Origin of the sequence: Segniliparus sp. (genome assembly GCF_051660745.1) — a bacterium.
GTDB lineage: Bacteria > Actinomycetota > Actinomycetes > Mycobacteriales > Mycobacteriaceae > Segniliparus.
Genome location: NZ_JBOFQF010000034.1, coordinates 18853 through 39445, shown reverse-complemented (window position 1 = coordinate 39445; position 20593 = coordinate 18853). Strand labels below are relative to the sequence as shown.

27 protein-coding genes are annotated in these 20593 nt (G+C 68.8%); 18 read left to right on the top strand and 9 right to left on the bottom strand.

Annotated features, from left to right (window positions below; all coding sequences use genetic code 11):
* Nucleotides 1–208: hypothetical protein (locus tag ACRC20_RS11540; RefSeq protein ID WP_438686523.1), on the bottom strand; the 208-nt coding region annotated here is incomplete at its 3' end.
* Between the two features lie 19 nt (nucleotides 209–227).
* Between ACRC20_RS11540 and ACRC20_RS11535 the strand changes: the two genes are divergently transcribed.
* The 3 genes from ACRC20_RS11535 (at nucleotide 228) to ACRC20_RS11525 (ending at nucleotide 3972) form a co-directional block, all read left to right on the top strand.
* The gene (locus tag ACRC20_RS11535; protein ID WP_438686522.1) at nucleotides 228–872 is read left to right on the top strand and encodes a hypothetical protein; all 645 of its coding nucleotides are present in this window, start codon (nucleotides 228–230) and stop codon (nucleotides 870–872) included.
* Between the two features lie 3 nt (nucleotides 873–875).
* On the top strand, nucleotides 876–1052 hold the full coding sequence (locus ACRC20_RS11530; RefSeq protein ID WP_438686521.1) for a hypothetical protein: 177 nt from the start codon (nucleotides 876–878) through the stop codon (nucleotides 1050–1052).
* A 1033-nt stretch (nucleotides 1053–2085) separates the two neighbouring features.
* Entirely contained in the window at nucleotides 2086–3972 is a 1887-nt protein-coding gene (locus tag ACRC20_RS11525) for a cytochrome c oxidase assembly protein (protein WP_438686520.1), read from the top strand.
* Nucleotides 3973–3975: 3 nt separating this feature from the next.
* Here the strand turns inward: ACRC20_RS11525 and ACRC20_RS11520 are convergent, their stop codons facing one another.
* The 8 genes from ACRC20_RS11520 to ACRC20_RS11485 form a co-directional block, all read right to left on the bottom strand.
* Nucleotides 3976–4545 (bottom strand): hypothetical protein, encoded by a 570-nt coding sequence (locus ACRC20_RS11520; RefSeq protein ID WP_438686519.1) that lies wholly within the window; start codon nucleotides 4543–4545, stop codon nucleotides 3976–3978.
* Entirely contained in the window at nucleotides 4542–5633 is a 1092-nt protein-coding gene (locus ACRC20_RS11515) for a nitronate monooxygenase (RefSeq protein ID WP_438686518.1), read from the bottom strand. The genes ACRC20_RS11520 and ACRC20_RS11515 overlap by 4 nt, the downstream gene beginning before the upstream one ends.
* A 71-nt stretch (nucleotides 5634–5704) precedes the next feature.
* Nucleotides 5705–6514, bottom strand: coding sequence for an LLM class F420-dependent oxidoreductase (locus tag ACRC20_RS11510; RefSeq protein WP_438686517.1), 810 nt, complete (start codon nucleotides 6512–6514; stop codon nucleotides 5705–5707).
* Nucleotides 6504–7313, bottom strand: coding sequence for a cutinase family protein (locus ACRC20_RS11505; RefSeq protein WP_438686516.1), 810 nt, complete (start codon nucleotides 7311–7313; stop codon nucleotides 6504–6506). The genes ACRC20_RS11510 and ACRC20_RS11505 overlap by 11 nt, the downstream gene beginning before the upstream one ends.
* 27 nt (nucleotides 7314–7340) lie before the next feature.
* Nucleotides 7341–8036: a cutinase family protein gene (locus ACRC20_RS11500; RefSeq protein WP_438686515.1), complete on the bottom strand. Its 696-nt coding sequence runs from the start codon at nucleotides 8034–8036 to the stop codon at nucleotides 7341–7343.
* Between the two features lie 68 nt (nucleotides 8037–8104).
* Entirely contained in the window at nucleotides 8105–9535 is a 1431-nt protein-coding gene (gene purB / locus ACRC20_RS11495; RefSeq protein WP_438686514.1) for an adenylosuccinate lyase, read from the bottom strand.
* A gap of 20 nt (nucleotides 9536–9555) precedes the next feature.
* On the bottom strand, nucleotides 9556–10755 hold the full coding sequence (locus ACRC20_RS11490) for a hypothetical protein (protein WP_438686513.1): 1200 nt from the start codon (nucleotides 10753–10755) through the stop codon (nucleotides 9556–9558).
* A gap of 206 nt (nucleotides 10756–10961) precedes the next feature.
* The gene (locus ACRC20_RS11485) at nucleotides 10962–11495 is read right to left on the bottom strand and encodes a hotdog fold domain-containing protein (RefSeq protein ID WP_438686512.1); all 534 of its coding nucleotides are present in this window, start codon (nucleotides 11493–11495) and stop codon (nucleotides 10962–10964) included.
* Between the two features lie 347 nt (nucleotides 11496–11842).
* Here ACRC20_RS11485 and rpsJ point away from each other — a divergent pair, with 347 nt between their 5' ends.
* The 15 genes from rpsJ to ACRC20_RS11410 all read left to right on the top strand — a co-directional run bounded on the left by rpsJ (nucleotide 11843) and on the right by ACRC20_RS11410 (nucleotide 20586).
* On the top strand, nucleotides 11843–12148 hold the full coding sequence (gene rpsJ / locus ACRC20_RS11480; protein ID WP_013137093.1) for a 30S ribosomal protein S10: 306 nt from the start codon (nucleotides 11843–11845) through the stop codon (nucleotides 12146–12148).
* 10 nt (nucleotides 12149–12158) lie between these two features.
* The gene (rplC, locus tag ACRC20_RS11475) at nucleotides 12159–12824 is read left to right on the top strand and encodes a 50S ribosomal protein L3 (RefSeq protein WP_438686511.1); all 666 of its coding nucleotides are present in this window, start codon (nucleotides 12159–12161) and stop codon (nucleotides 12822–12824) included.
* Nucleotides 12821–13477 (top strand): 50S ribosomal protein L4, encoded by a 657-nt coding sequence (gene rplD / locus ACRC20_RS11470; protein ID WP_438686510.1) that lies wholly within the window; start codon nucleotides 12821–12823, stop codon nucleotides 13475–13477. Before rplC ends, rplD begins: the two co-directional genes overlap by 4 nt.
* Nucleotides 13474–13788: a 50S ribosomal protein L23 gene (gene rplW / locus ACRC20_RS11465; protein ID WP_438686509.1), complete on the top strand. Its 315-nt coding sequence runs from the start codon at nucleotides 13474–13476 to the stop codon at nucleotides 13786–13788. The genes rplD and rplW overlap by 4 nt, the downstream gene beginning before the upstream one ends.
* A gap of 18 nt (nucleotides 13789–13806) precedes the next feature.
* Entirely contained in the window at nucleotides 13807–14646 is an 840-nt protein-coding gene (gene rplB / locus ACRC20_RS11460) for a 50S ribosomal protein L2 (RefSeq protein ID WP_438686508.1), read from the top strand.
* Nucleotides 14647–14660: 14 nt separating this feature from the next.
* Nucleotides 14661–14942, top strand: coding sequence for a 30S ribosomal protein S19 (gene rpsS, locus ACRC20_RS11455; RefSeq protein WP_007469120.1), 282 nt, complete (start codon nucleotides 14661–14663; stop codon nucleotides 14940–14942).
* Nucleotides 14939–15379 carry a 50S ribosomal protein L22 gene (gene rplV, locus ACRC20_RS11450; RefSeq protein ID WP_438686507.1) on the top strand — a complete coding sequence of 147 codons (441 nt, stop codon included), beginning with the start codon at nucleotides 14939–14941 and terminating at the stop codon, nucleotides 15377–15379. Before rpsS ends, rplV begins: the two co-directional genes overlap by 4 nt.
* A complete protein-coding gene (rpsC, locus tag ACRC20_RS11445) occupies nucleotides 15380–16210 on the top strand; it encodes a 30S ribosomal protein S3 (protein ID WP_438686506.1) in 831 nt (276 codons plus the stop codon).
* A 3-nt stretch (nucleotides 16211–16213) separates the two neighbouring features.
* Nucleotides 16214–16630, top strand: coding sequence for a 50S ribosomal protein L16 (gene rplP / locus ACRC20_RS11440; protein ID WP_007469123.1), 417 nt, complete (start codon nucleotides 16214–16216; stop codon nucleotides 16628–16630).
* Nucleotides 16630–16917, top strand: coding sequence for a 50S ribosomal protein L29 (gene rpmC / locus ACRC20_RS11435; RefSeq protein WP_438686505.1), 288 nt, complete (start codon nucleotides 16630–16632; stop codon nucleotides 16915–16917). The genes rplP and rpmC overlap by 1 nt, the downstream gene beginning before the upstream one ends.
* Nucleotides 16914–17201 carry a 30S ribosomal protein S17 gene (gene rpsQ / locus ACRC20_RS11430; RefSeq protein ID WP_438686504.1) on the top strand — a complete coding sequence of 96 codons (288 nt, stop codon included), beginning with the start codon at nucleotides 16914–16916 and terminating at the stop codon, nucleotides 17199–17201. The genes rpmC and rpsQ overlap by 4 nt, the downstream gene beginning before the upstream one ends.
* Nucleotides 17202–17562: 361 nt before the next feature.
* A complete protein-coding gene (locus ACRC20_RS11425) occupies nucleotides 17563–17883 on the top strand; it encodes a glycogen synthase (protein ID WP_438686503.1) in 321 nt (106 codons plus the stop codon).
* 11 nt (nucleotides 17884–17894) lie between these two features.
* Entirely contained in the window at nucleotides 17895–19568 is a 1674-nt protein-coding gene (locus tag ACRC20_RS11420; protein WP_438686502.1) for an alpha/beta hydrolase, read from the top strand.
* A 23-nt stretch (nucleotides 19569–19591) separates the two neighbouring features.
* Nucleotides 19592–20086, top strand: coding sequence for an LppA family lipoprotein (locus ACRC20_RS11415; RefSeq protein ID WP_438686501.1), 495 nt, complete (start codon nucleotides 19592–19594; stop codon nucleotides 20084–20086).
* Nucleotides 20083–20586, top strand: coding sequence for a hypothetical protein (locus ACRC20_RS11410; protein WP_438686500.1), 504 nt, complete (start codon nucleotides 20083–20085; stop codon nucleotides 20584–20586). Before ACRC20_RS11415 ends, ACRC20_RS11410 begins: the two co-directional genes overlap by 4 nt.
* The last annotated feature ends 7 nt before the right edge of the window (nucleotides 20587–20593 follow it).

Sequence of the window (20593 nt, the reverse complement as noted above, 5' to 3'; positions counted from 1 at the left end):
TGCCTGCCAATTTGCCGACCCCGCTGCCGAGCATGGTGCCTATGGCGGTTCCGGCAGCACCGAGCGCCGGCGCGCCGGCCACCGTGCCGACCCCCGCCCCCAAGAGCCCGACCGCCCCGCCGACCGCAGCGCCTGCGACACCGCCGACCACGCCGCCCAACGCGCCGCCTGCGGCTGGGGCGACACTCGCGATCGCCCCACCGACCACTGAGCCAGTTGCCGAGCCAATGTTTCCACCGATCGAAGAGCCGATGCCTTTGAATACGCCCGTGCCGGTCGTGCTTGTTGTGCCTGTGCTCGTGGAGCTTGTTGTGCCGGTCGAGCCTGGCTTCGTGGCGCTCGTGCTTGTTGTGCCGGTCGAGCCCGGCTTGGTTGCGGTCGAGCCTGGCTTGGTTGCGGTCGAGCCTGGCTTGGTTGCGGTTGCGCCGGTTGCGCCGGTTGCGCCGGTTGCGCCGGTTGCGCCGGTTGCGCCGGTTGCGCCGGTTGTGTTGGTTGCGCCGGTTGTGTTGGTTGCGCCGGTTGCGCCTGTGCTCGTGGAGCTTGTTGTGCCGGTCGAGCCTGGCTTGGAGGTGCTCGTGGAGCTGGTGCCGCCGGTTGTGTTGGTTGCGCCTGGCTTGGTTGTGGTCGCGCCGGTCGAGCTTGTTGTGCCGGTCGAGCTTGTTGTGCCAGTTCCACCTGCTGCGCGCTCCGCGGCGTTCACAGCGCTGCTGGACCCGCCCGAGAACGATCCGTTGGAGGATGACCCGCTGCCGGTGGCTGACCCGCTGCCGGTGGCTGACCCGCTGCCGGTGGCTGACCCGCTGCCGGTGGCTGACCCGCTGCTGGAGGCTGACCCGCTGGTGGACGATCCGCTGCCCGAAGAGGAGCTATGAGCGGTGGATGACCCGCTGCTGGAGGCTGACCCGCTGCTGGAGGATGACCCGCTGCTGGAGGATGACCCGCTGCTGGAGGCTGACCCGCTGCTGGAGGCTGACCCGCTGCCGGTGGCTGACCCGCTGCCGGTGGCTGACCCGCTGCCGGTGGCTGACCCGCTGCCCGAAGAGGAGCTATGAGCGGTGGACGACCCGCCGCCCGAAGACGACCCGCCGCCCGAAGACGACCCGCCGCCCGAGGACGACCCGCCGCCCGGAGAGGAGCTATGAGCGGTGGACGACCCGCCGCCCGAAGACGACCCGCCGCCGGTGGACGACCCGCCGCCCGAGGACGACCCGCCGCCCGAGGACGACCCGCCGCCCGAAGAGGAGCTATGAGCGGTGGACGACCCGCCGCCGGTGGACGACCCGCCGCTATGCTCGTCGACGAACTGGAAAGAGAGGCTGTTCGCGGCTTTGTCGCTGTCGAAAGCCAGAAGGGCAGAATCGGAGGGGAGGGTAGTGCCAGCATGGAAGACTTGCGGACCCGTGGTCTGGGTGAACGAAGCGAGGCCGACGGCTAAGGCTGTGACACCTGACAGGGCGCCTATACTGCCGCCAACGAGGCCTGGACGGGTCTTCACCGATTTGAGTGGGGACGGATATTTCTGATTTCTACGCGAAAAACGCATGAAAAGAACTCCCGAGGAATCGACGCGGGGCGGGTGCCGGTGTTTTTGCGTATTGTTATCAGCTAGTTGTTGAATCGGAATTTTATGTGGGAGACGCAGAAATTTCCCAAAGAATGCGCTCTTTGTCTAAAAGTGCGCTCTTTATCCAAGAAAATCCCAGACGCGGCACATAAGAGGGGCAATCTATCGTGCGTGGACGTAGCGCAGACCATACGTCGCCGAAACCTGACTGAGGTTCGCCCGATGCCTCCGGCGACATTGGAGCAATGTCCGGCACACCAAGATCGCGGCCAGCAGGTCCAGCTGGCAATCGCGCAGCCTGGAAGCGGCAGCGGTGCGCGGGTAGCTCTCGACAACCTCCGCAACTCGAAGGGGCTCTGCTGCCACCGCGCCAAAACGCATGGCCGTTGGCGAGACCGCCAAGAACCCGATGGAACCGTCCACTGGGCCAGCCCAACCGACCAGCACTGCACCACCACGCCTGACCGTGCGCTGAGCAGCGTGGTCGGCCTGCCTCTGGCGAAGTGGGACAATGGTCCTCGATGTTCTTCCTTGCCTTCATCGGCCTCAGTGCGGCGGTCACGGCTGCCGCCTGTATCGGGCCCGACCCGTATGCCGCAGTTGGCGGCCTCTATCCAGGAACGGCGGCATTGTCCGTGCAGGCGGCGGTGCAGTTCGCAGCAAGTTTCACCGGCGCGCTGTGCCTCGGCGGCCTCGTGTTCGCGCTCTGCTGCACCAGGACGAACGGGCAGATGCGGCTGGGGCCGCGCGGCTACGCGGGATTGCGGACGGCGGAACGGGCGAGCCCGGTCTGGGCGGTGAGCGCGCTCGCCGCCTCGGTGACGAGCGCGACGGTCCAGGCCGGTCGGGCGCCGTGGGACCTGCTGTATGTCGAGGACCCGGTCGGCAGGCTGGTCTCGCTCATTGCGGTCTCCGAGCGCGCGGGCGCGTGGCTCGTGGTCGCCGCGCTCGCGACGGTGGTCGCGCTCGCCTCGCGGTTCTGCCTCGCCTGGGCCGCGTGCGCTGGGCTGGCATGGCTTTCGGCGCTCGCCGTGATCGCGCCGTGGACGGTGGAGAACGCGGGCGACGGCCCGAACCACGACTTCGCGACCGGCGCGGCTGTCTGGACCAGCGTCGGCCTGTCCGTGCTCGTCGGCGTCGCCGCGCAGCTGCGCGGCGCGTGGACGGAGGACCGAGAAGCCGCCGAGCGGCGGGCACGTCGGATCATGGTCCTCGCGCTGGGCGCCGTTGTGGCGGGGGCTGCGGTGCTCGGCTTCCTGCTCGTCCCGCTCTCCGCCCTCGCCGCCACGTGGTACGGCAGGCTGGGGCTGTTCTCCGCCGCGCTCTTGGCGCCCGTGGTGTTCGGGGTCGTCGCCCGCAGGCCCGCCCTGGTCTCGGGCGGCGGAGCCTTGTTGCTCGCCGCTGCGGAGGCGATGTCGATCCAGCCTGCTCCGGCGTTCGCGGGCCAGTCGTTCTCGGTGTCCGAGCTGTTGCTCGGATTCGACTTCCCCGGCCCGCCGACGGTGTGGCGGCTCATGACCGCGTGGCGGTTCGACTTTGTTTTCGGCGCGCTCGCGGTGCTCATCGCCGTCGCGTACCTGGTCGGGGCGCACAGGCTGCGCGGACGCGGGGACGAGTGGTCGCCGTGGCGGACGGCCTCGTTCCTCGTCGGCTGCCTCTTGCTGCTGCTGGTGACCTCCTCGGGGGTCGGGCGCTACGCGGCGGGCCAGTTCAGCTACCACATGGTCTCGCATATGGGGCTCAACATGTTCGTCCCGGTCTTCCTCGTGCTCGGCGCCCCGGTGACGCTGCTCCTGCGCGCGGTGCCGCCCGCCAGGCAGGAGATGACCGGGCCGCGCGAATGGGCGCTCGCGCTCGTGCACTCCCGGCTCGTCCAGCTCCTCGCGCACCCGCTTGTCGCGGTCGGCCTCTTCGTCGTCTCCCTCTACGGGCTGTACTTCACGCCGATCTTCGGGCTGCTGGTCCAGTACCACTGGGGGCATCTGCTGATGACCGCCCATTTCCTGGTCATCGGCTACACGTATTACTGGGCGATCGTCGGCGTGGACCCCGGAGCCCGGCGGCTGCCGCATTTGGCGAGGCTGGGCATGCTGTTCGCGGTCATGCCGTTCCACGCCTTCTTCGGGGTGGCGGTGCTGTCCTCGGACGAGATCATCGGCGGGAATTTCTACCGGTGGCTCGGGCTGCCGTGGATGGCCGACCTCGTGGCGGACCAGCGGGTCGCCGGGGCGGTGGCGTGGACCAGCGGCGAGATCCCCATCGTGTTCGTGGTGGGCGCGCTGCTCTACCAGTGGGCGAAAGCGGACCGGCGGGCCGCCGACCGGGCCGACCGGCACGCCGTGGACTACGAGGACGACGAGCTCGCCGCGTACAACGCGATGCTGCAGAAGCTGGTCGAGCGGCGCTAGGACTCAACCGATCGGGGAACCCATGCAGTACACCCGTTTGGGCTCGGGGTAGGCCACGGCGGTGGAGTCGAAGCAGGCCGAGGGGTCGTCGGAGCCTTCCACCGCCTTGACCACGCGGAGGTCTTTGACGGACTCCGCCTCTTGCGCGCTGGACGAGCAGGCGACCTCCTCGTGCAGCGGCGGGGTGGCGCTGTCGGTGTAGCAGTGGCCTTCGCGCAGGTTCTCGACCAGGCAGAGCGCTCCGACCTGGCGCTCGTCGAGCTTGACCCGGTAGATGAAGTAGCGGGGGCCGGGGCATTCGTCCGAGCCTTTGACTTTGAGGCCGACCGAGAGGGTGAGCCCTGCGGAGGAGCAGTCGGTGAGCAGCAGGTCCCCTGCCTCTATCCCGGTCCGCGCGGGCTGTGTCGTCAAACAGTCGCTGGGGCGGAACCGGTCGAGCTTCTGCTCGGCCGCGGACAGCGCGGTCTTCCCTTGCTGCTGCTCCCGCCAGGCTTGGAATCCGGCTGCGGCGCCGAACAGCAGGACGAAGGGCACGGCCCAGAGCAGGACGCGTTTCGCGAATGCCATGCTCATGACCGGTCGTGCTCGGCGCGGGCGGCGACGGCGCTCTCCCAGAGCGCGGAAAGGATCACGGAAGCCGGCTCTGCCTGGGTCTCGCGGTATCCGACCCCGGCCCAGAGATTGATCGCCTCCGCGTCCCCGCGCTTGGCCGCAGCGGCGCGCAGCGGCGTGGTGAGCCAATGCAGCTGCGGGTACTCGTTCGGGGCGTGCGCGGAATGCGCGTCGATGAAAGCGTTGCGCAGGCCGCGCGCAGGCCGCCCGGAGAACGCGGAGGTGACTGTCGTCTCCACGAACCGGGGATCGGACAGCGCCTCGCGGTGCGCGGGCCTGGTGCCGGCCTCGTCGGCGAGGAGGAACGCCGTCCCGAGCTGCGCGGCGACTGCGCCGAGGTCGAGCAGCTCGGCGATCTGGGGCCCTCGGCTGATGCCGCCTGCCGCGATGACCGGGGTCTCGGTCGCCTCGGTCGCCGCGATCACCAGGTCGGAGAGCTGCAGGCTGTCGGGCTTCTCGTGGTTGGAGAGCGTCGCGCGGTGCCCGCCCCCGTCGGGGCCTTGCACGACGATCGCGTCCACGCCGAGGTCGGCGGCGGCTTTCACCGCAGTGGGACTGGCGACGCTCGCCACCACTGCGACGCCCGCGCCCTGCAGCTCAGCGACCACATCGGCGGGCGGCAGGCCGAAGGTGAAGGAGACGAGCGGGACCTCTCGGTCGATGGCGACGCCCACCTTCTGGCTGAAGAAGTCGTCGTCGGGGTGCACGGGGTCCTCGTCCGCCGCCTCGGGCAGGTCGACGCCAGCCGCTTCGGCGAGGGGGAGCAGGCGCTCGCGGTACGCGGCGATGGCCGCATGGTCGACGGGGTCGGGGCTGGGGACGAAGATGTTCAGTCCGAACGGGTGCACCGTCAGCTCCCGGGTCTTGTCCACCAGCTCGGCCGTCGCCTGCGGGCTGAGGTAGCCCGCCGCGACGAAACCGAGGCCGCCTGCGTTGCTCACGGCGGCGGCGAGCCTCGGGGTGCTCGGGCCGCCCGCCATCGGGGCGCAAATGATCGGGATCGCGAGGCTGGTCAGGATTTTCCGGCTGTGCTCAAGCTCAAGAGGCATGGCGTTGACTGCTCCTCACGGTTCGCGGACGGATGTCGTCGCCTGAACGAGCCTAGTCCTGTGGCGGGAATTCAACGCCACTGGTCTCGCCAGGCGAGCGCGGCCCGCAAGGGCTCGAGGCTGTAGTCGGGGGCGGAGGTGTCGCAGACGATCAGGCTCGCTCCTGCCGCGACGAGATCGTCGGTGAGCTGCGGCCCCGACCACGAGGCGGCGCGGACGATGTCGGCGGGGTCGCGCCCGGTCGCCGCGCAATGCTCCGCGAGCACCGCGCTCTTGCGCCGCAGCTCGGGCAGCGCGCTGAAGCTGTGCCAGATGTCGGCGTGCTCGGCGACCACGCGCAGCGTCTTGCGCTCCCCGCCCCCGCCGACCAGGATCGGCAATGGACCCGCGGGCGGCGGGTTGAGCTTCCCGAGGCGGGCCTTGATCCGGAGCAGGCTTTCGGCCAGGAGGCCGATCCTCGATCCGGCCGATCCGAACTCGTAGCCGTACTCGGCGTAGTCCCGCTCCAACCAGCCCGCGCCGAGGCCGAGGATCAAGCGCCCGGACCCGGACGGCTTCGCGCTGATGTGGTCGACCGTGCGGGCCATGTCCGCCAAGAGGTCGGGGTTGCGGTACCCCGCGCCGGTGACGAGCGCGCCGAGCTGGACCCGTTCGGTCTGCTCCGCCCAGGCGGCAAGCATCGTCCAGCACTCGAAATGGGCGCCCGCCGGATCCCCGCTCCACGGGAAGAAATGGTCGGTGTTGAAGACGACGTCCGCGCCGAGCTCCTCGGCGCGGGCCGCCACGTCGCGCAGCGCGGCGTAGGAGGGCGCCTTTTGCTGGCTGACGAGGACGCCGACGCTCAACCGGCGATCTGCGGCGGACGGGCGCTCACTCGCCATCGGGGGAGCCGTCGTCGTCCGACTGGCCGGTCTCGGCTGGGACGGGAGCAGGGGCGCTCCTCTGGGCGGCAGGCAGGCCGAGTTGGTCGACCACGAAATCGGCGGCCTGGTCGGCGAGGCCGTTTTGCACGTAGAGCAGGTGGTTGGCGAAGTAGGTCGGTCCGGAGTCGGGCGGGGTGCACACCGGGTCGCCGCCCACACAGAGGTCGGCCGTCCGGGCTTCGAGCCCTTGCGGCATCGGCAACGGGTGCGGGTACACGTAGTGGCTCGGGTTGCCGAACAGCGCCACGGCCGCGATATGCGGGAACACCGAAGCGGGCGGCAGGGAGTCGAAGCCGGAGTCGGCCAGGGAGATCTCGCCGAGGAACGGCACGGTCACCGACGTGAACGGCAGGGGGCGCGTCGTGACGACGAGATCGACCACAGCGGCGCCCTGCGAGTACCCGCCGATCACGATTTTCGTGCTCGGGCAGGTCCTGGCGATGTTCTGGATGTGGCGGCTGAGGTCGTTCCCGCCCGCTCCCGCGCTCGGCGCGTCGAGCGTCGCGGGGTAGTCGACGGCGTAGACCGTGATCGTCCTGCCGGGCAGCCGCTCGGTCAGCGCGTCGGTGAAGCTCTCGCCGACGAACCCCGTGCCCTCGGGCTCGTCCGTGCCCCGCGCGAACGCGACGTCCACGTCGGCGCAGCCTGCGGCCCTCGCCTCGGGGGCTTGCGGCGGCGCGAGGGCCAGTCCGGCCGCCGCGAGGAGCGCGGCCGCCCAGAGGGCGGCAGTTTGTCTCGAACGCGGCGGCTTGGACATGGGCCCTGCTCCTTCGCTGATCTGGTCCTAGCTGATTTGGCCGACCACGAAGTCGGCGGCTTGGCTCGTCAGCCCTCGGGAGACGTACGAGACGTGGTTCTGGTCGAAATCGGCCTTCTGGGTGTCGAAGTCGCCGTCGAGGTTCCAGCAGATCGGGTCGCCGTCCGCGCAGATGTCGGTGACTTTGCCGCCGAGCTCGGGGGTGATGAAGATCGGCTGCGGGCCGTTGAAGAACCGGTGGACGAAGTCGCCGAACAGCGCGACTGCGGCGATGCGGTTGGCCACGTCGCCGGGGAGCGGGCTGCTGTAGAAGCCGCCGACCGGGATGCCGAGCGAGATCACCGAGTCGATGACCGCCGCGCCCTGGGAGTACCCGCCGAGGATGAACTGCGTGTCCGGGCACCGGTTGGCCACGTCCTGCAGGTGCGCGGACAGGTCGCCCGCGCCCTCGCCCGCCTTCCCGAAGTCGAAGCTGGCGGGGTAGTTGACCGCGTAGACGCTGAACGTCTTGCCGGGCGCCTTGGCCTTCACCGAGCTCACGAACGCGTCGCCGACCGACCCGAGGCCGGGCGAGTCGTGGGTGCCCCGCGCGAAGGAGATGTCGTATTGGGCGCAGCCGCCGGGGGCGGCCTGCGCGGTCGAAAGCGTCGCAGGGACCGCGAACAAGGGCATCAGGGACAACAGTCCGCCGAGTGCTCGGCGAGAGAGCTTGGAGACGATCATGCCTTCAAGTGTATATCAATAGCGGAAGCTAACTATTTCGAAGCCCGAAAGGGGCGGCTCGCGGCCTGCTACAGGATCGAGCCCGGGCGGTACGCGGCGGCGGCGGGATGCTTCGCGACGACGGCCTCCACCTCGGCGACAATGGCGCGGACCTGGGCGTCGGCCGCCCCGAGGAAGACGTCTCGGTCGGCGAGGGCCGCGTCGAGCTGCGTCCTGGAGAGCCCGAGCCGCCCGTCCTCGGCGAGCCTCGCGAGCAGGTCCGGCTCGGCCCCGCGCTCGCGGATGTCGTTCGCGAGCGCCACCGCGTGCTCTTTGATGGCCTCATGGGCGGCCTCGCGCCCGACGCCCGCGCGCACTGCGGCCATGAGGATTCGCGTGGTGCCGAGGAACGGCAGGTAACGGGCGACCTCGCGCTCGATGACCGGCTCGAACGCGTGGAACTCGGCGAGCACGGTCAAAAAGCCTTCCAGCAGGCCGTCGATGGCGTAGAAGGCGTCCGGCAGGGCGACTCGCCGCACGACCGAGCAGAACACGTCGCCCTCGTTCCACTGGGCTCCGGCGAGCTCGGCGGTCATCGAGGCGTAGCCGCGCAGCACGACGGCGAGGCCGTTGATCCGCTCGCTGGTGCGCGGGTTGGTCTTGTGCGGCATCGCCGAGGAGCCGACCTGGCCGGGCTGGAACCCCTCGGTGGCCAGCTCCTGGCCCGCCATGAGGCGCAGCGTGTGCGCGAACGAGGAGGGCGCGGCCGCGAGGTGGACCAGGGCGGAGACCACGTCGTGGTCGAGGGAGCGGGGGTAGATCTGTCCCACGCTGACGAGGGCCTCGGTGAACCCGACGTGCTCGGCGACGCGGCGTTGGAGCTGGGCGAACTTGTCGCGGTCCCCGTCGAGGAGGTCGAGCATGTCCTGCGCGGTGCCGACCGGGCCCTGGATCCCGCGCAGCGGGTAGCGCTCGATGAGCTCGTCCAGCCGCCGCACGGCGATGAGCAGCTCCTGCGCGCAGGTGGCGAACCGCTTGCCGAGGGTGGTTGCCTGCGCGGGCACGTTGTGGCTGCGGGCGACCAGCATGGTCGGGGCGTATTGCGCGGCGCGCTCGGCGAGCCGGGCCAACGCGGCGACCGCGTGGTCGCGGACGTGGACGAGCGAGGCGCGGATGACCGACTGCTCGACGTTCTCGGTGGCGTCCCGGCTGGTCATGCCCCGGTGCACGAGCTCGTGTCCGGCGAGGGCGTTGAACTCGTCGATCCTGGCCTTCACATCGTGGCGGGTGACCCGCTCGCGGGCGGCGATGGAGCCGAGGTCGACCTGCTCTTTGACGCGCTCGTAGTCGGCGACGGCTGCCGCGTCCCCGCCGGGGACGCCCAGCTCGATCTGCGCTTTGAGCACCGCGATCCAGAGCTCGCGCTCAAGGACGATGCGCGTTGCGGGCGACCAGAGCGCGACAAGCTCTTTCGTGGCGTAACGGGCGGCGAGGACGTCGGGAGTCGGGGTGGTGCTCATATGTGCTGTTGCGTGTCCGATCAGCGTAGGGAGAGTTTTGCGGGCCGGTTGGCCCCGAATTCGCCGAGCACGGTGTTGAGCAGGTCGGGGTACGCGGTGATCAGGCCGTCGACGCATTGGTCGAGATGCGGCTGGGTGTCCGAGCTTTGGCAGACCTTGAGCTGCTGCACCATGTCGTTGCGGTTGTTGATGACTTGCGGGAAGACTTTCAGCCCGGCTTTGTGGGCGCGCTCGAGGAACTGTTTGGTGACCAGGAGCGGCCTCGTCTGTCCGGGCGGGGCTTGCCCGTCGGGCTGCGGCAGCGGCCGGGAGGCGAGGAAGTCGGGGGCGAGTCCGTTGACCCCGAGCTTGGCGGCGGCTTCGATGAGGTCGCCGTGGACCTCTTCGAGGTTCAGGCCGCCGATCCAGGGGCTGCCGGGGTAGAAGGTGTCGGCCCGGACCAGCGCGACGGTCGGGGTGGTGGTCAGGCCGGGGAACTCCTCGGTGCCGACTTTGAAGCCTTGGTGCACGAGGGGGAGGGTGCGCCAGTCGTAGCTGGAGATGACGATGTTGTCGAACCGGGCCTCTTTCACGGCCCTGACAACGGCGGCGACATATTGCTCGGGGGTGGCGGTGTTCTTCTTGTCCACCGGGTCGGTGACGAGCTCGATGTCGAACCAGAGGTGCTGGAGCGCCTGGTCGTAGGTCGTGCCGATCTTGAGGAGGTCGACGAGCTTGCGCGGCTTGGAGCCCGCGGGCGCGTTCTGGTCCTGGCTCGGGTAGGCCGGGTCGGTCTTGTCGCAGACCAGGCCTTGCAGGACGGCGTCGTCGCCCAAGTTGTAGATGTACGCGCCGACCGGGTCGGGGGCGTTGGGGTCGGCGGGCGTCCACCCTTCGGCCCGCGAGCACTTCGAGTCGGAGATTCTCGTGCTCGGCCAGGCGATCGCGGTGCCGTTGTTGTCGAGCACCACGGGGATGTGCACGACGCTGACCCCGACGTTCTGGACCGCGTTGCGCACGGTGGGCTCGGTCTGCCCCAGCCCGTAGCCGACGCCGCCCTGGTAGGCGATGACGGCGGGCAGGTCGGAGGACCAGTGCACGTCGATCTTGGGCGAGGTCGTCGTCGGCGCGACAGCGGGGGTTTTGTCCTGGCAAGCGCTCATCGCGAGGCTCGCGCCGACGATGGTGACGACCGCCCGACCCGCGTATCTCCCGCGGGCGATCTTCTGGAGGATGCCCATGGCGAGAATGTTAGCGGAACCGTATGCCCGCAACGCATGCGAGTGGTAATCGGCTGGCCTAGTTCTGAGGTGGATGAGATGCAAGGCGGAAGGCGACGTGGCGTACGAGTAAGAGGGTGGGGGCGCCACCCACGAGCTCAGCGAGTGGGGGACTTGCGGAAGTAGTACGCGAGGAGCCGGCAACGCAGCAGCTCGCCGCCTCAGAACTAGGAGCGGGGAGGCTTGGGGCTGACCCAGGTCGTGATGGTGCCGTTGGCGACTTCGGTCCCGGTGGAGTCGACCACCGAGAAGTGGACGGGGACGTCGGTGCCCTCGGTGATCGAGCTGAACTCGAAGCCGTCGGGGAGGTAGGCGGTCGTGCGGACGCCGCCTTTGACGATCTTCAAGTAGTTGATCGTCATGCCTTTGGGGAGCCAGCGGTGCGTCGAGGGGGTGGAGCCCTCCATCACCAGGCCCATGGCCGCCTCGGCGGAGTTGCAGGAGGCGATGGCGTGGAACGTGCCGATGTGGTTGTGGGTGAAGAACCACGACGGGGCGGAGACCTCGGCGCGGCCGGGCTCGATCTTGCGCACGTAGGGGGTGATGGTGGCGAAGTACGGCGCCTTCAGGGCGTAGGCGGCGGAGAAGGCGATCCGGCCGGGGAGGAATTTGCCGAGTTTGAGCCACGCCCGCCCGACCGTCGTGCCGCGCAGGGCCAGTTCGGTCTTCGAGGCGACGGGTTTCGTCCTGAGCAGTGCCATGGGGGCTCCTTATATAGTGGCGGTGCGCGGAGTATGGCGAAATACTAACCTACTGGTCGGTAACTTAGCCATCGGCCCGGGCGCGGCCCGGCTGGAGGGCCCTGGTCGACGCTTCGACCAGGGGACTTGCGCAGGCCGGGGCGTCTCGTGCATACTGAACAGCGCTGCTCGTGAGGGCGGCGGGGTTGTGCGCGGCCTGGGTTCGATACGAATCCTACCGCTGCTGACCAACTTGGCTGACCCAGATGGAGCGCAAGGCTCCGGGGAGTCGGCCGAAGAACCATGAAAGCGAAAGAGCGGCCATTTGGCGTGCCAGCAAGGCTGGGCGCAGGAGAAACGAGGCACTAGTGGCGGGACAAAAGATCCGCATCAGGCTCAAGGCGTATGACCATGAGGCTATCGACGCGTCCGCGCGCAAGATCGTTGAGACGGTCACCCGTACCGGCGCGAGCGTTGTCGGCCCGGTCCCCTTGCCCACGGAGAAGAACGTGTACTGCGTGATTCGCTCTCCGCACAAGTACAAGGACTCGCGTGAGCACTTTGAGATGCGCACCCACAAGCGCATGATCGACATTCTCGACCCCACGCCGAAGACGGTCGACGCGCTCATGCGCATCAACCTGCCTGCCAGCGTCGACGTGAACATCCAGTGAGGCCGCTCAAATGACTTCTACCACTTCTAAGAACCGCGTGGGCCTGTTGGGCGCGAAGCTCGGCATGACCCAGGTCTTCGACGAGCGCAACCGCGTCGTCCCCGTGACCGTGATCCGCACCGGCGTCAACGTCGTCACGCAGGTCCGCACCGCCGAGCGCGACAAGTACTCGGCCATCCAGCTGGCGTTCGGCCAGATCGACCCCCGCAAGGTCAACAAGCCGTTGGCCGGGCAGTTCGAGAAGGCCGGGGTCACCCCGCGCCGCCACCTCGCGGAGCTTCGTCTCGAAGACGCCTCCGGGTACGAGGTCGGCCAGCAGCTCGACGTCTCGGTGTTCGAGGCTGGCGACCTGGTCGACGTGACCGGCACCAGCAAGGGCAAGGGCTTCGCGGGCACCATGAAGCGCCACGGCTTCAAGGGCCAGGGCGCCGCGCACGGCGCGCACAAAGTGCACCGCCGTCCGGGCTCCATCGGCGCCTGCGCCTTCCCCGGCCGTGTCTTCAAGGGCACCCGGATGGCAGGCCGCATGGGCAACGCGAAGACGACCACACAGAACCTCACCGTGTTCCGGGCGGACCCGGAGGCCGGTGTGCTCCTCATCAAGGGCGCTGTGCCCGGCCGTGACGGCGGCCTGGTGTTCGTGCGCACTGCTGTGAAGAAAGGGGTGGCGCAATGAGCCTCACCGTCACGATCCACGCCGCTGACGGCAAGAGCGCCGGCACGTTCGACCTCCCTGCGGAGATCTTCGACGCCACGGCCAATATCTCCCTCTTGCACCAGGTGGTGACCGCGCAGCTCGCCGCCGCGCGCCAGGGCACGCACAAGACCAAGCGTCGGGGCGAAGTCTCCGGCGGCGGTCGCAAGCCGTACAAGCAAAAAGGCACCGGCCGCGCCCGCCAGGGCTCGACCCGCGCCCCGCACTTCACCGGCGGCGGCGTCGTCCACGGCCCGCAGCCGCGCGACTACTCCCAGCGCACCCCGAAGAAGATGAAGGCCGCCGCCCTGCGCGGAGCCCTCTCCGACCGGGCGCGCGCCGAGCGCATCCACATTGTGGACGAGCTGGTCGCCGGGCAGACCCCGTCGACCAAGAAGGCCAACGCGTTCCTCGACTCGCTCTCTGTGCGGCCCCGGCTCCTCGTGGTGCTCGGCCGTGCCGACGAGGCGGGCCTGAAGAGCGTGCGCAACCTGCCGCACGCGCACCTTCTGACCCCGGACCAGCTCAACACGTACGACGTGCTCAAGAGCGATGACATCGTGTTCTCCCTCGAGGCGCTCACGACCTTCATCGAGCAGCACAAGGTCAACAAGAAGGAAGAGGTGCAGGCATGACCATCGCGAGCATCCCGGCCGATCCGCACGACGTGCTGATCCGTCCTGTGGTGAGCGAGAAGTCCTTCGCGCTCGCCGAGACCAAGGTGTACAGCTTCATCGTGCGCCCGACCGCGAACAAGATCGAGGTCAGGCTTGCCGTCGAGAAGATCTTCGGCGTCAAGGTGGCGCGGGTGAACATCATCAACCGGGTCGGCAAGCGCAAGCGCAGCCGGAACGGTATCGGCAAGCGCCCCGACACCAAGCGGGCCCTCGTGTCGTTGACCGACGAGAGCAAGCCCATCGACATCTTCACGACGGCGAACGCGTAGGACTGAGGACAGAGAATCATGGCAATTCGCAAGCACAAGCCGACCAGCCCTGGTCGCCGAGGCTCTTCGAGCTCCGACTTCGCCGAAGTCACCCGCTCCACCCCGGAGAAGTCGCTCCTGCGTCCCCTCCACAACAAGGGCGGCCGCAACGCCCACGGCCGGGTCACCGTCCGTCACCAGGGTGGCGGCCACAAGCGGGCCTACCGGCTCGTCGACTTCCGTCGCGCTGACAAAGACGGCGTGCCCGCCAAGGTCGCGCACATCGAGTACGACCCGAACCGCACGTCGCGGATCGCCCTCCTGCACTACGCGGACGGCGAGAAGCGCTACATCATCGCCCCGGCGAAGCTCAAGCAGGGCGACGTGGTCGAGACCGGCCCCCAGGCCGACATCAAGCCCGGCAACAACCTGCCGCTGAGGAACATCCCGACCGGTACGGTGGTCCACGCCATCGAGCTGCGTCCGGGCGGCGGCGCGAAGATCGCGCGCTCGGCGGGCTCCGCCGTGCAGCTCGTCGCGAAGGACGGCCCCTACGCCCAGCTGCGTATGCCGTCCGGCGAGATCCGCAACGTCGACGCGCGCTGCCGCGCTTCGGTCGGCGAGGTGGGCAACGCCGAGCAGTCCAACATCAACTGGGGCAAGGCGGGCCGCAACCGCTGGAAGGGCATCCGCCCGTCCGTCCGTGGCGTCGTCATGAACCCGGTCGACCACCCGCATGGTGGTGGTGAGGGCAAGACCTCCGGTGGCCGTCACCCGGTGAGCCCGTGGGGCAAGCCGGAGGGCCGCACCCGCCGGGCCAACAAAGAGAGCGACAAGCTCATCGTGCGCCGCCGTCGCACCGGGAAGAACAAGCGGTAGAAGGGAACTGAACGATGCCACGTAGTTTGAAGAAAGGCCCGTTCGTCGACGACCACCTGCTCAAGAAGGTGGACGGACAGAACGAGAAGAACACCCATCAGGTCATCAAGACCTGGTCGCGTCGTTCGACCATCCTCCCCGACTTTGTCGGGCACACCTTCGCGGTGCACGACGGGCGCAAGCACGTCCCCGTGTTCGTGAGCGAGTCGATGGTCGGGCACAAGCTGGGCGAGTTCGCGCCGACCCGCACCTTCCGCAGCCATGTGAAAGAGGACCGAAAGGCGAAGCGTCGATGAGCACTGACCAAGAGAACCCGTCCGCGCACGCCTCGCTCAAGGGCGCGCGCTTCTCGGCGACGAAAGCCCGCCGCGTGGTCGACCTGATCCGGGGCAAGCGTGTCGACGAGGCTCTGGCGATCCTCCGGTTCCAGCCCCAGGCTGCGACGTACGAGGTCTCCAAGATCCTCGCGAGCGCTGTCGCCAACGCGGAGCACAACCTGAACCTGCACCGCTCGACCCTGGTCGTCTCGAAGGCGTTCGCCGACGAGGGGCCGACGCTCAAGCGCTTCCAGCCGCGCGCCCAGGGCCGCAGCTACAAGATCCGCAAGCGGACGAGCCACATCACCATCGAGGTCGCGGCGGCGCTCGCCACCGACAACCAGAGCCGGGCCAAGCGTGTCGCCAGCTCGAAGACCTCGAAGACGGCTCCTACCAAGAAGGGAGGCGAGAAGTAAATGGGACAGAAGATCCATCCCCATGGCTTCCGCCTGGGCATCACCACTGACTGGCGCTCCCGTTGGTTCGCGGACAAGCAGTACAAGGACTATGTCAAGGAAGACATCCAGATCCGCAAGCTGCTCGTCTCCGGCATGGAGCGCGCGGGCATCGCGAAGGTCGAGATCGAGCGCACCCGCGACCGAGTGCGGGTGGACATCCACACCGCGCGTCCGGGCATCGTCATCGGCCGCCGCGGCGCTGAGGCCGACCGCATTCGCGGCCAGCTGGAGAAGCTCACCGGCAAGCAGGTGCAGCTGAACATCCTCGAGGTGAAGAACTCCGAGACCATCGCCCAGCTCGTCGCGCAGGGCGTCGCCGAGCAGCTGTCCAACCGTGTGGCGTTCCGCCGCGCGATGCGCAAGGCGATCCAGTCCGCGATGCGCCACCAGCAGGTTAAGGGCATCAAGGTCATGTGCGGCGGCCGTCTCGGCGGCGCTGAGATGAGCCGGTCCGAGTACTACCGCGAGGGCCGGGTGCCGCTGCACACGCTGCGCGCCGACATCGACTACGGCTTCCACGAGGCCAAGACCACCTTCGGCCGCATCGGCGTGAAGGTCTGGATCTACAAGGGCGACATCGTCGGCGGCCGCGTCGAGCACGCCGCCCAGCTCGCTGCTGCCGAGGAGGCAGGCGCCCGTCGCGGCGGCGACCGCGACCGCGCTGCGCGTCCGCGTCGCTCCGGCGCCTCTGGCACCACCGCGACGAGCACCGAGGCGGGCCGGGCTGTCGAGTCCCCCGCGGAGCCTGCTGCGGAGACCGCTACCACTGAGTCAGGTCAGGAGGCCTGAGCCATGCTGATTCCACGTAAAGTCAAGCACCGCAAGCAGCACCACCCGAGCCGTTCGGGCGCTGCCAAGGGCGGCACGAAGGTCACCTTCGGCGACTTCGGCATCCAGGCCCTTGAGCCTGCGTACGTCACCAACCGGCAGATCGAGTCCGCGCGTATCGCCATCAACCGGCACATCCGCCGTGGCGGCAAGGTGTGGATCAACATCTACCCGGACCGTCCGCTCACCAAGAAGCCCGCTGAGACCCGAATGGGTTCCGGCAAGGGCTCGCCGGAGTGGTGGATCGCCAACGTGAAGCCGGGCCGGGTTCTGTTCGAGATGACCTTCCCGAATGAGGAAACCGCTCGCGAGGCGCTTCGTCGCGCGCAGCACAAACTGCCGCTGAAGACGCGCATTGTGACGCGAGAGGAGCAATTCTGATGGCACACCGCACGAAGGCCGCAGACCTGCGCGAACAGGGCCGCGACGCTCTGGTCGAGCAGCTCGGCAAGCTGAAAGAAGAGGCGCTGCACCTGCGTTTCCAGCTCGCCACCGGCCAGCTGAGCAAGAACAGCCGGGCTGGCGAGGTCAAGCGCGAAATCGCCCAGGTGTTCACCGTGATCCGCGAGCGCGAGCTGGGTCTTTCCCCCGAGCCGGAAGCCGCTCCGGCGAAGACCAAGGCCGCGAAGAAGGCAAAGACCGAGAAGACCGAGGATGACAAAGAATGACCGCGACGAAGACTGAAGAGGCCACCGCCGAGGCGCGGAGCCGCCGCAAGGTCCGTTCCGGCGTCGTCGTCTCGGACAAGATGGACAAGACCATCGTGGTCGAGCTGACCGACCGGCACCGCCACCCGCTGTACGGCAAGATCATCCGGACCACCAAGAAGGTCAAGGCCCACGACGAGCAGCAGGATGCCCACATCGGCGACACTGTGCGCATCATGGAGACCCGGCCCCTTTCCGCGACCAAGCACTGGCGCCTGGTCGAGGTCCTCGAGCGCGCCAAGTAATCCGGCCCCTCTCCGCGACACGGAGCTGGCTGGGCGCCTGGTCGAAGTCCTCGAACACGCCAAGCAATCCGGCCCCTCTCCGCGACACGGAGCTGGCTGGGCGCCTGGTCGAAGTCCTCGAGCACGCCAAGTAAGAGACGCGCCAAGCAAGCGTTTCGACGCTTCAGGCTTTTTACCTGAATATCCTCCAATAATTCTGCCGAACCCCCTGGGATGTACCCTTTCCCAGGGGGTTTGGTGCATTTTTGAGGCGCACCTGTGGCTGGCTGTTCCCCCGTGTATCACGCGGCGTTCAATTTTTTGGCGGACAATGGTGTTCCTGGCCGTAGTGCCCTCCGGCATGCCGTCGCGAAAGGAACGCATGATGCATCTCTCGGGCCAAGTTTCGCGCGTCGCAGCCAGCCTCGACGAGCTGCGCGGCGGGGCAGGGCGGCTTGCCGACCTCGCGGAGGAGACGAAGGGCAAGCTCGCAGCGAGCGACCAGGCGCTCGAGCTCGCGAAGGCCGGATGGCAGGTCCTGCGCTCGGCGGGCGCGTTCGAGTCTTTCGCCGACAAAGAGGTGGCGCGGAGCAAAGCGGTGGTGTCCTCGTTCGCCCAGGCCGGAGAGGACGTCGCGTACGCGGCGGGCCAGTACGAGCGGATCGACGGCGAGAACGCGACGAGCCTCGCCGCAGCGGTGTGAGGGGCGACGGCATGCGTCTGACAGATCTTCGAGGTTTGGACATCGGGATGTTCGCGCAGCTCGGGGAGTCGTTGGCCTCCCGTGCGGAAGGCTTCGTCGAAGCCCGGACCGGTTTCGCGAAGGCGACCAGCCTCGGCGGGTGGGCAGGCTCTGCCGCCGACGCGGCGCGCACGAGCTTCCGGGGAGTCGCGGACGGCCTGCGCCAGGACGAGGCAAGGATCGCCCCGGTGCTCGCGCTCACGCGGGAGATGCACGCGGGCTTCGCCCAACTGCAAGGCAAGCTCAAGAACCTCGACCAGCAGGCCGCCGCGCTCGGGGGCGCTCTGGACGACAGCGGCAACGTGCGCTTCACGCGTCCGACGAAGGTGGACAACGCGCGGCTCGCGCAGATCCGAGCCGTCGAGTCCGAGGCCAAGTCCCTGATCGTCGAGGCCGACCGGCTCGACGAGCGCGCGGGCCAGGTGCTCGCGCAGGCGCAGGACGTGCCTGCCGCAGCCGCGAAGACAGCGGCGCTCGTGGCCCCGGCGGCTGCTCCGGCGCTCCCCGAGCCGCCCGCGAACGGGACCGCGACCGAGAACGCCGCGTGGTGGAACGGGCTCAACCCCGCCCAACAGCAGGACGTGATCGCGAACCACCCCGACTGGATCGGCAATCGCGACGGCGTGAGCGCCGTGGCGAGAGACGCGGCGAACCGGGCGCTCGAGCCCGGCTACCGCGCCGCCCTCCAGGCGCAGGCGACGCAGCTGCAGCAGGAGATCTCGGGCAGCTTCCTCGGCGGGGCCCTTGAGTTCGACAAAAAGAACCAGCTCAGCGGCGTCCAGCAGAAGCTGAGAGACCTCGACGCGGTCGACCAGACCCTCAAGGACCATCCGAACGCCTTGCTCATGCTCTTGGACACGACTTCGAGCTCGAAGCAGGCGTTGGGCGCGATTTCCATCGGCAACCCGGACACGGCCGACCACATCTCGGCCACCACGATCGGCGTCGGCACCACGCTGGAGAGCAGTCTCGCCCCGAGGGCGAACGCGGCGCAGGCGTTGCAGGACGACACGCAGGCGATCCTGGAAAAGGCGGGCCAGGGCAAGGACAGCGTCGCAACGATCGCGTGGCTGGGCTACGAGACTCCGCAGTGGGCTGACGTGGCCTCCTACGCGACCGACACGCTCGCGCACACCGGCGCGGACAAACTGGCCGGCTTCTACGAGGGCCTCGGCGCCGCATGGCATCCCGCAGACGGCGACACCCGCACCGCGCCGCAGATCACCGCGTTCGGGCACTCCTACGGCTCGCTCACCACGGCGTTCGCGATGGAACAGGTGCCGAAGGGGGTGGTGAGCGACGTGCTCTTCTACGGCTCGCCGGGCATCGAGCTGACCAACAACGACAACGCTGGCACGCTCAACGTGCAGCCAGGGCACGTCTACGACGAGCACGCCGCCGACGACCCGATCGGCGTCGTCCCCGGCTTGCTGCCCGTGTACGGCCCCGACCCGGCCAGCCTCTCCTGGATCACCCGCCTCGCCACCACCGAGGGGGCGGGGCCCGGCGACGGGGTGCAGCACGACGCGGACCACGGGCACTCGGACTACTATGCGACAGGTGCCAACGGGTATCTGACCATGGGCGGCTACAACATGGCCGCGATCGCGTCCGGACACCCCGAACTCGCAGTAGAAGGGCCGTAGCCGTGGTGTCGGAGCAGAAACACATGACCAGCCAACAGGTCGCGCAGTTCGAGGCGCTGCTGCACGGCAAAGGGACGGCGGAACGGGCGCGCGAGGAGCTCGAGTCCCTCATCGCCCGGGCGGCGGACGATGTCGCCGCCCTCGTTCCCGGGCTGTCCTGGACCTGGATGAGCGAAGGCGGCTCGATCGGCTGCGCGGAGGACCCCGGCGCGGACACCAGGGCGACCCGGTTCTCCACCCGCCACGCGGTGTTCGAGGGCCCCATCCCCGAGCCTGCTTGGCCGAAGGCGTTCGAGATCGTGCGCGAACGGGCGGCTGAGGCGGGGGCGACCGGGCTGCGCCAGCTCGTGGACGACCCGAACAACCACGACGTGAGCTTCTTCGGCCCCGAGGGGCAGCGGGTCGACCTGGCTTCGGCGCAAGCGGCGCTCATCCGGGGCACGACCCCCGCCCGGCTGCGCGAAGACTGGTACCAGCGCCGGAACATGGCCGCCCCGGCGGACTCCTTGCGGCAGTGAAGCCGCGAACGCCCGCCCGGTCGGCGGCCGTCGTCGTGATCGCGCTGCCCGTGCTGGATGTTCTGGCGAAAGCTTTGCTCGGGGGCATGGGCTGGGCGTTCGTCGGCCTGTTCGTCTTCCTCGGCCCGGTGTGGCTGGTCTGGTACCTGGTCCTCGTCGTGGTCGCGGTGTTGCTGTGGCGGCAGGGCGGGGTGTTCCAGCCGGGTCGGAGCGCGGGCCGCTGGTTGGCCCTCGGCTCGGTCGCGGCGCAGCTCGCCTTGTTCACGCTGATCTGCTGGCTGACGCCCGACGCATCCGACCAGGAGGAGTGGCCGTCGGCGTTGGGCCGGGTCCTCGGCATGGGCTACGCGGAAGACCGCAGGGCGTTCGGCAGGGTTCTGCCGGTCCATGCCGCGCAGTGGTGGGTCGGAGCCGTCTTCTGCGCGTTCTTGCTCATGCTCGTGGTGCTGCTCTCGGCGTGGCTCCGATCCAGATCGGAGCGCAGGGGGCCTGCTCGGTAGGCTGGGC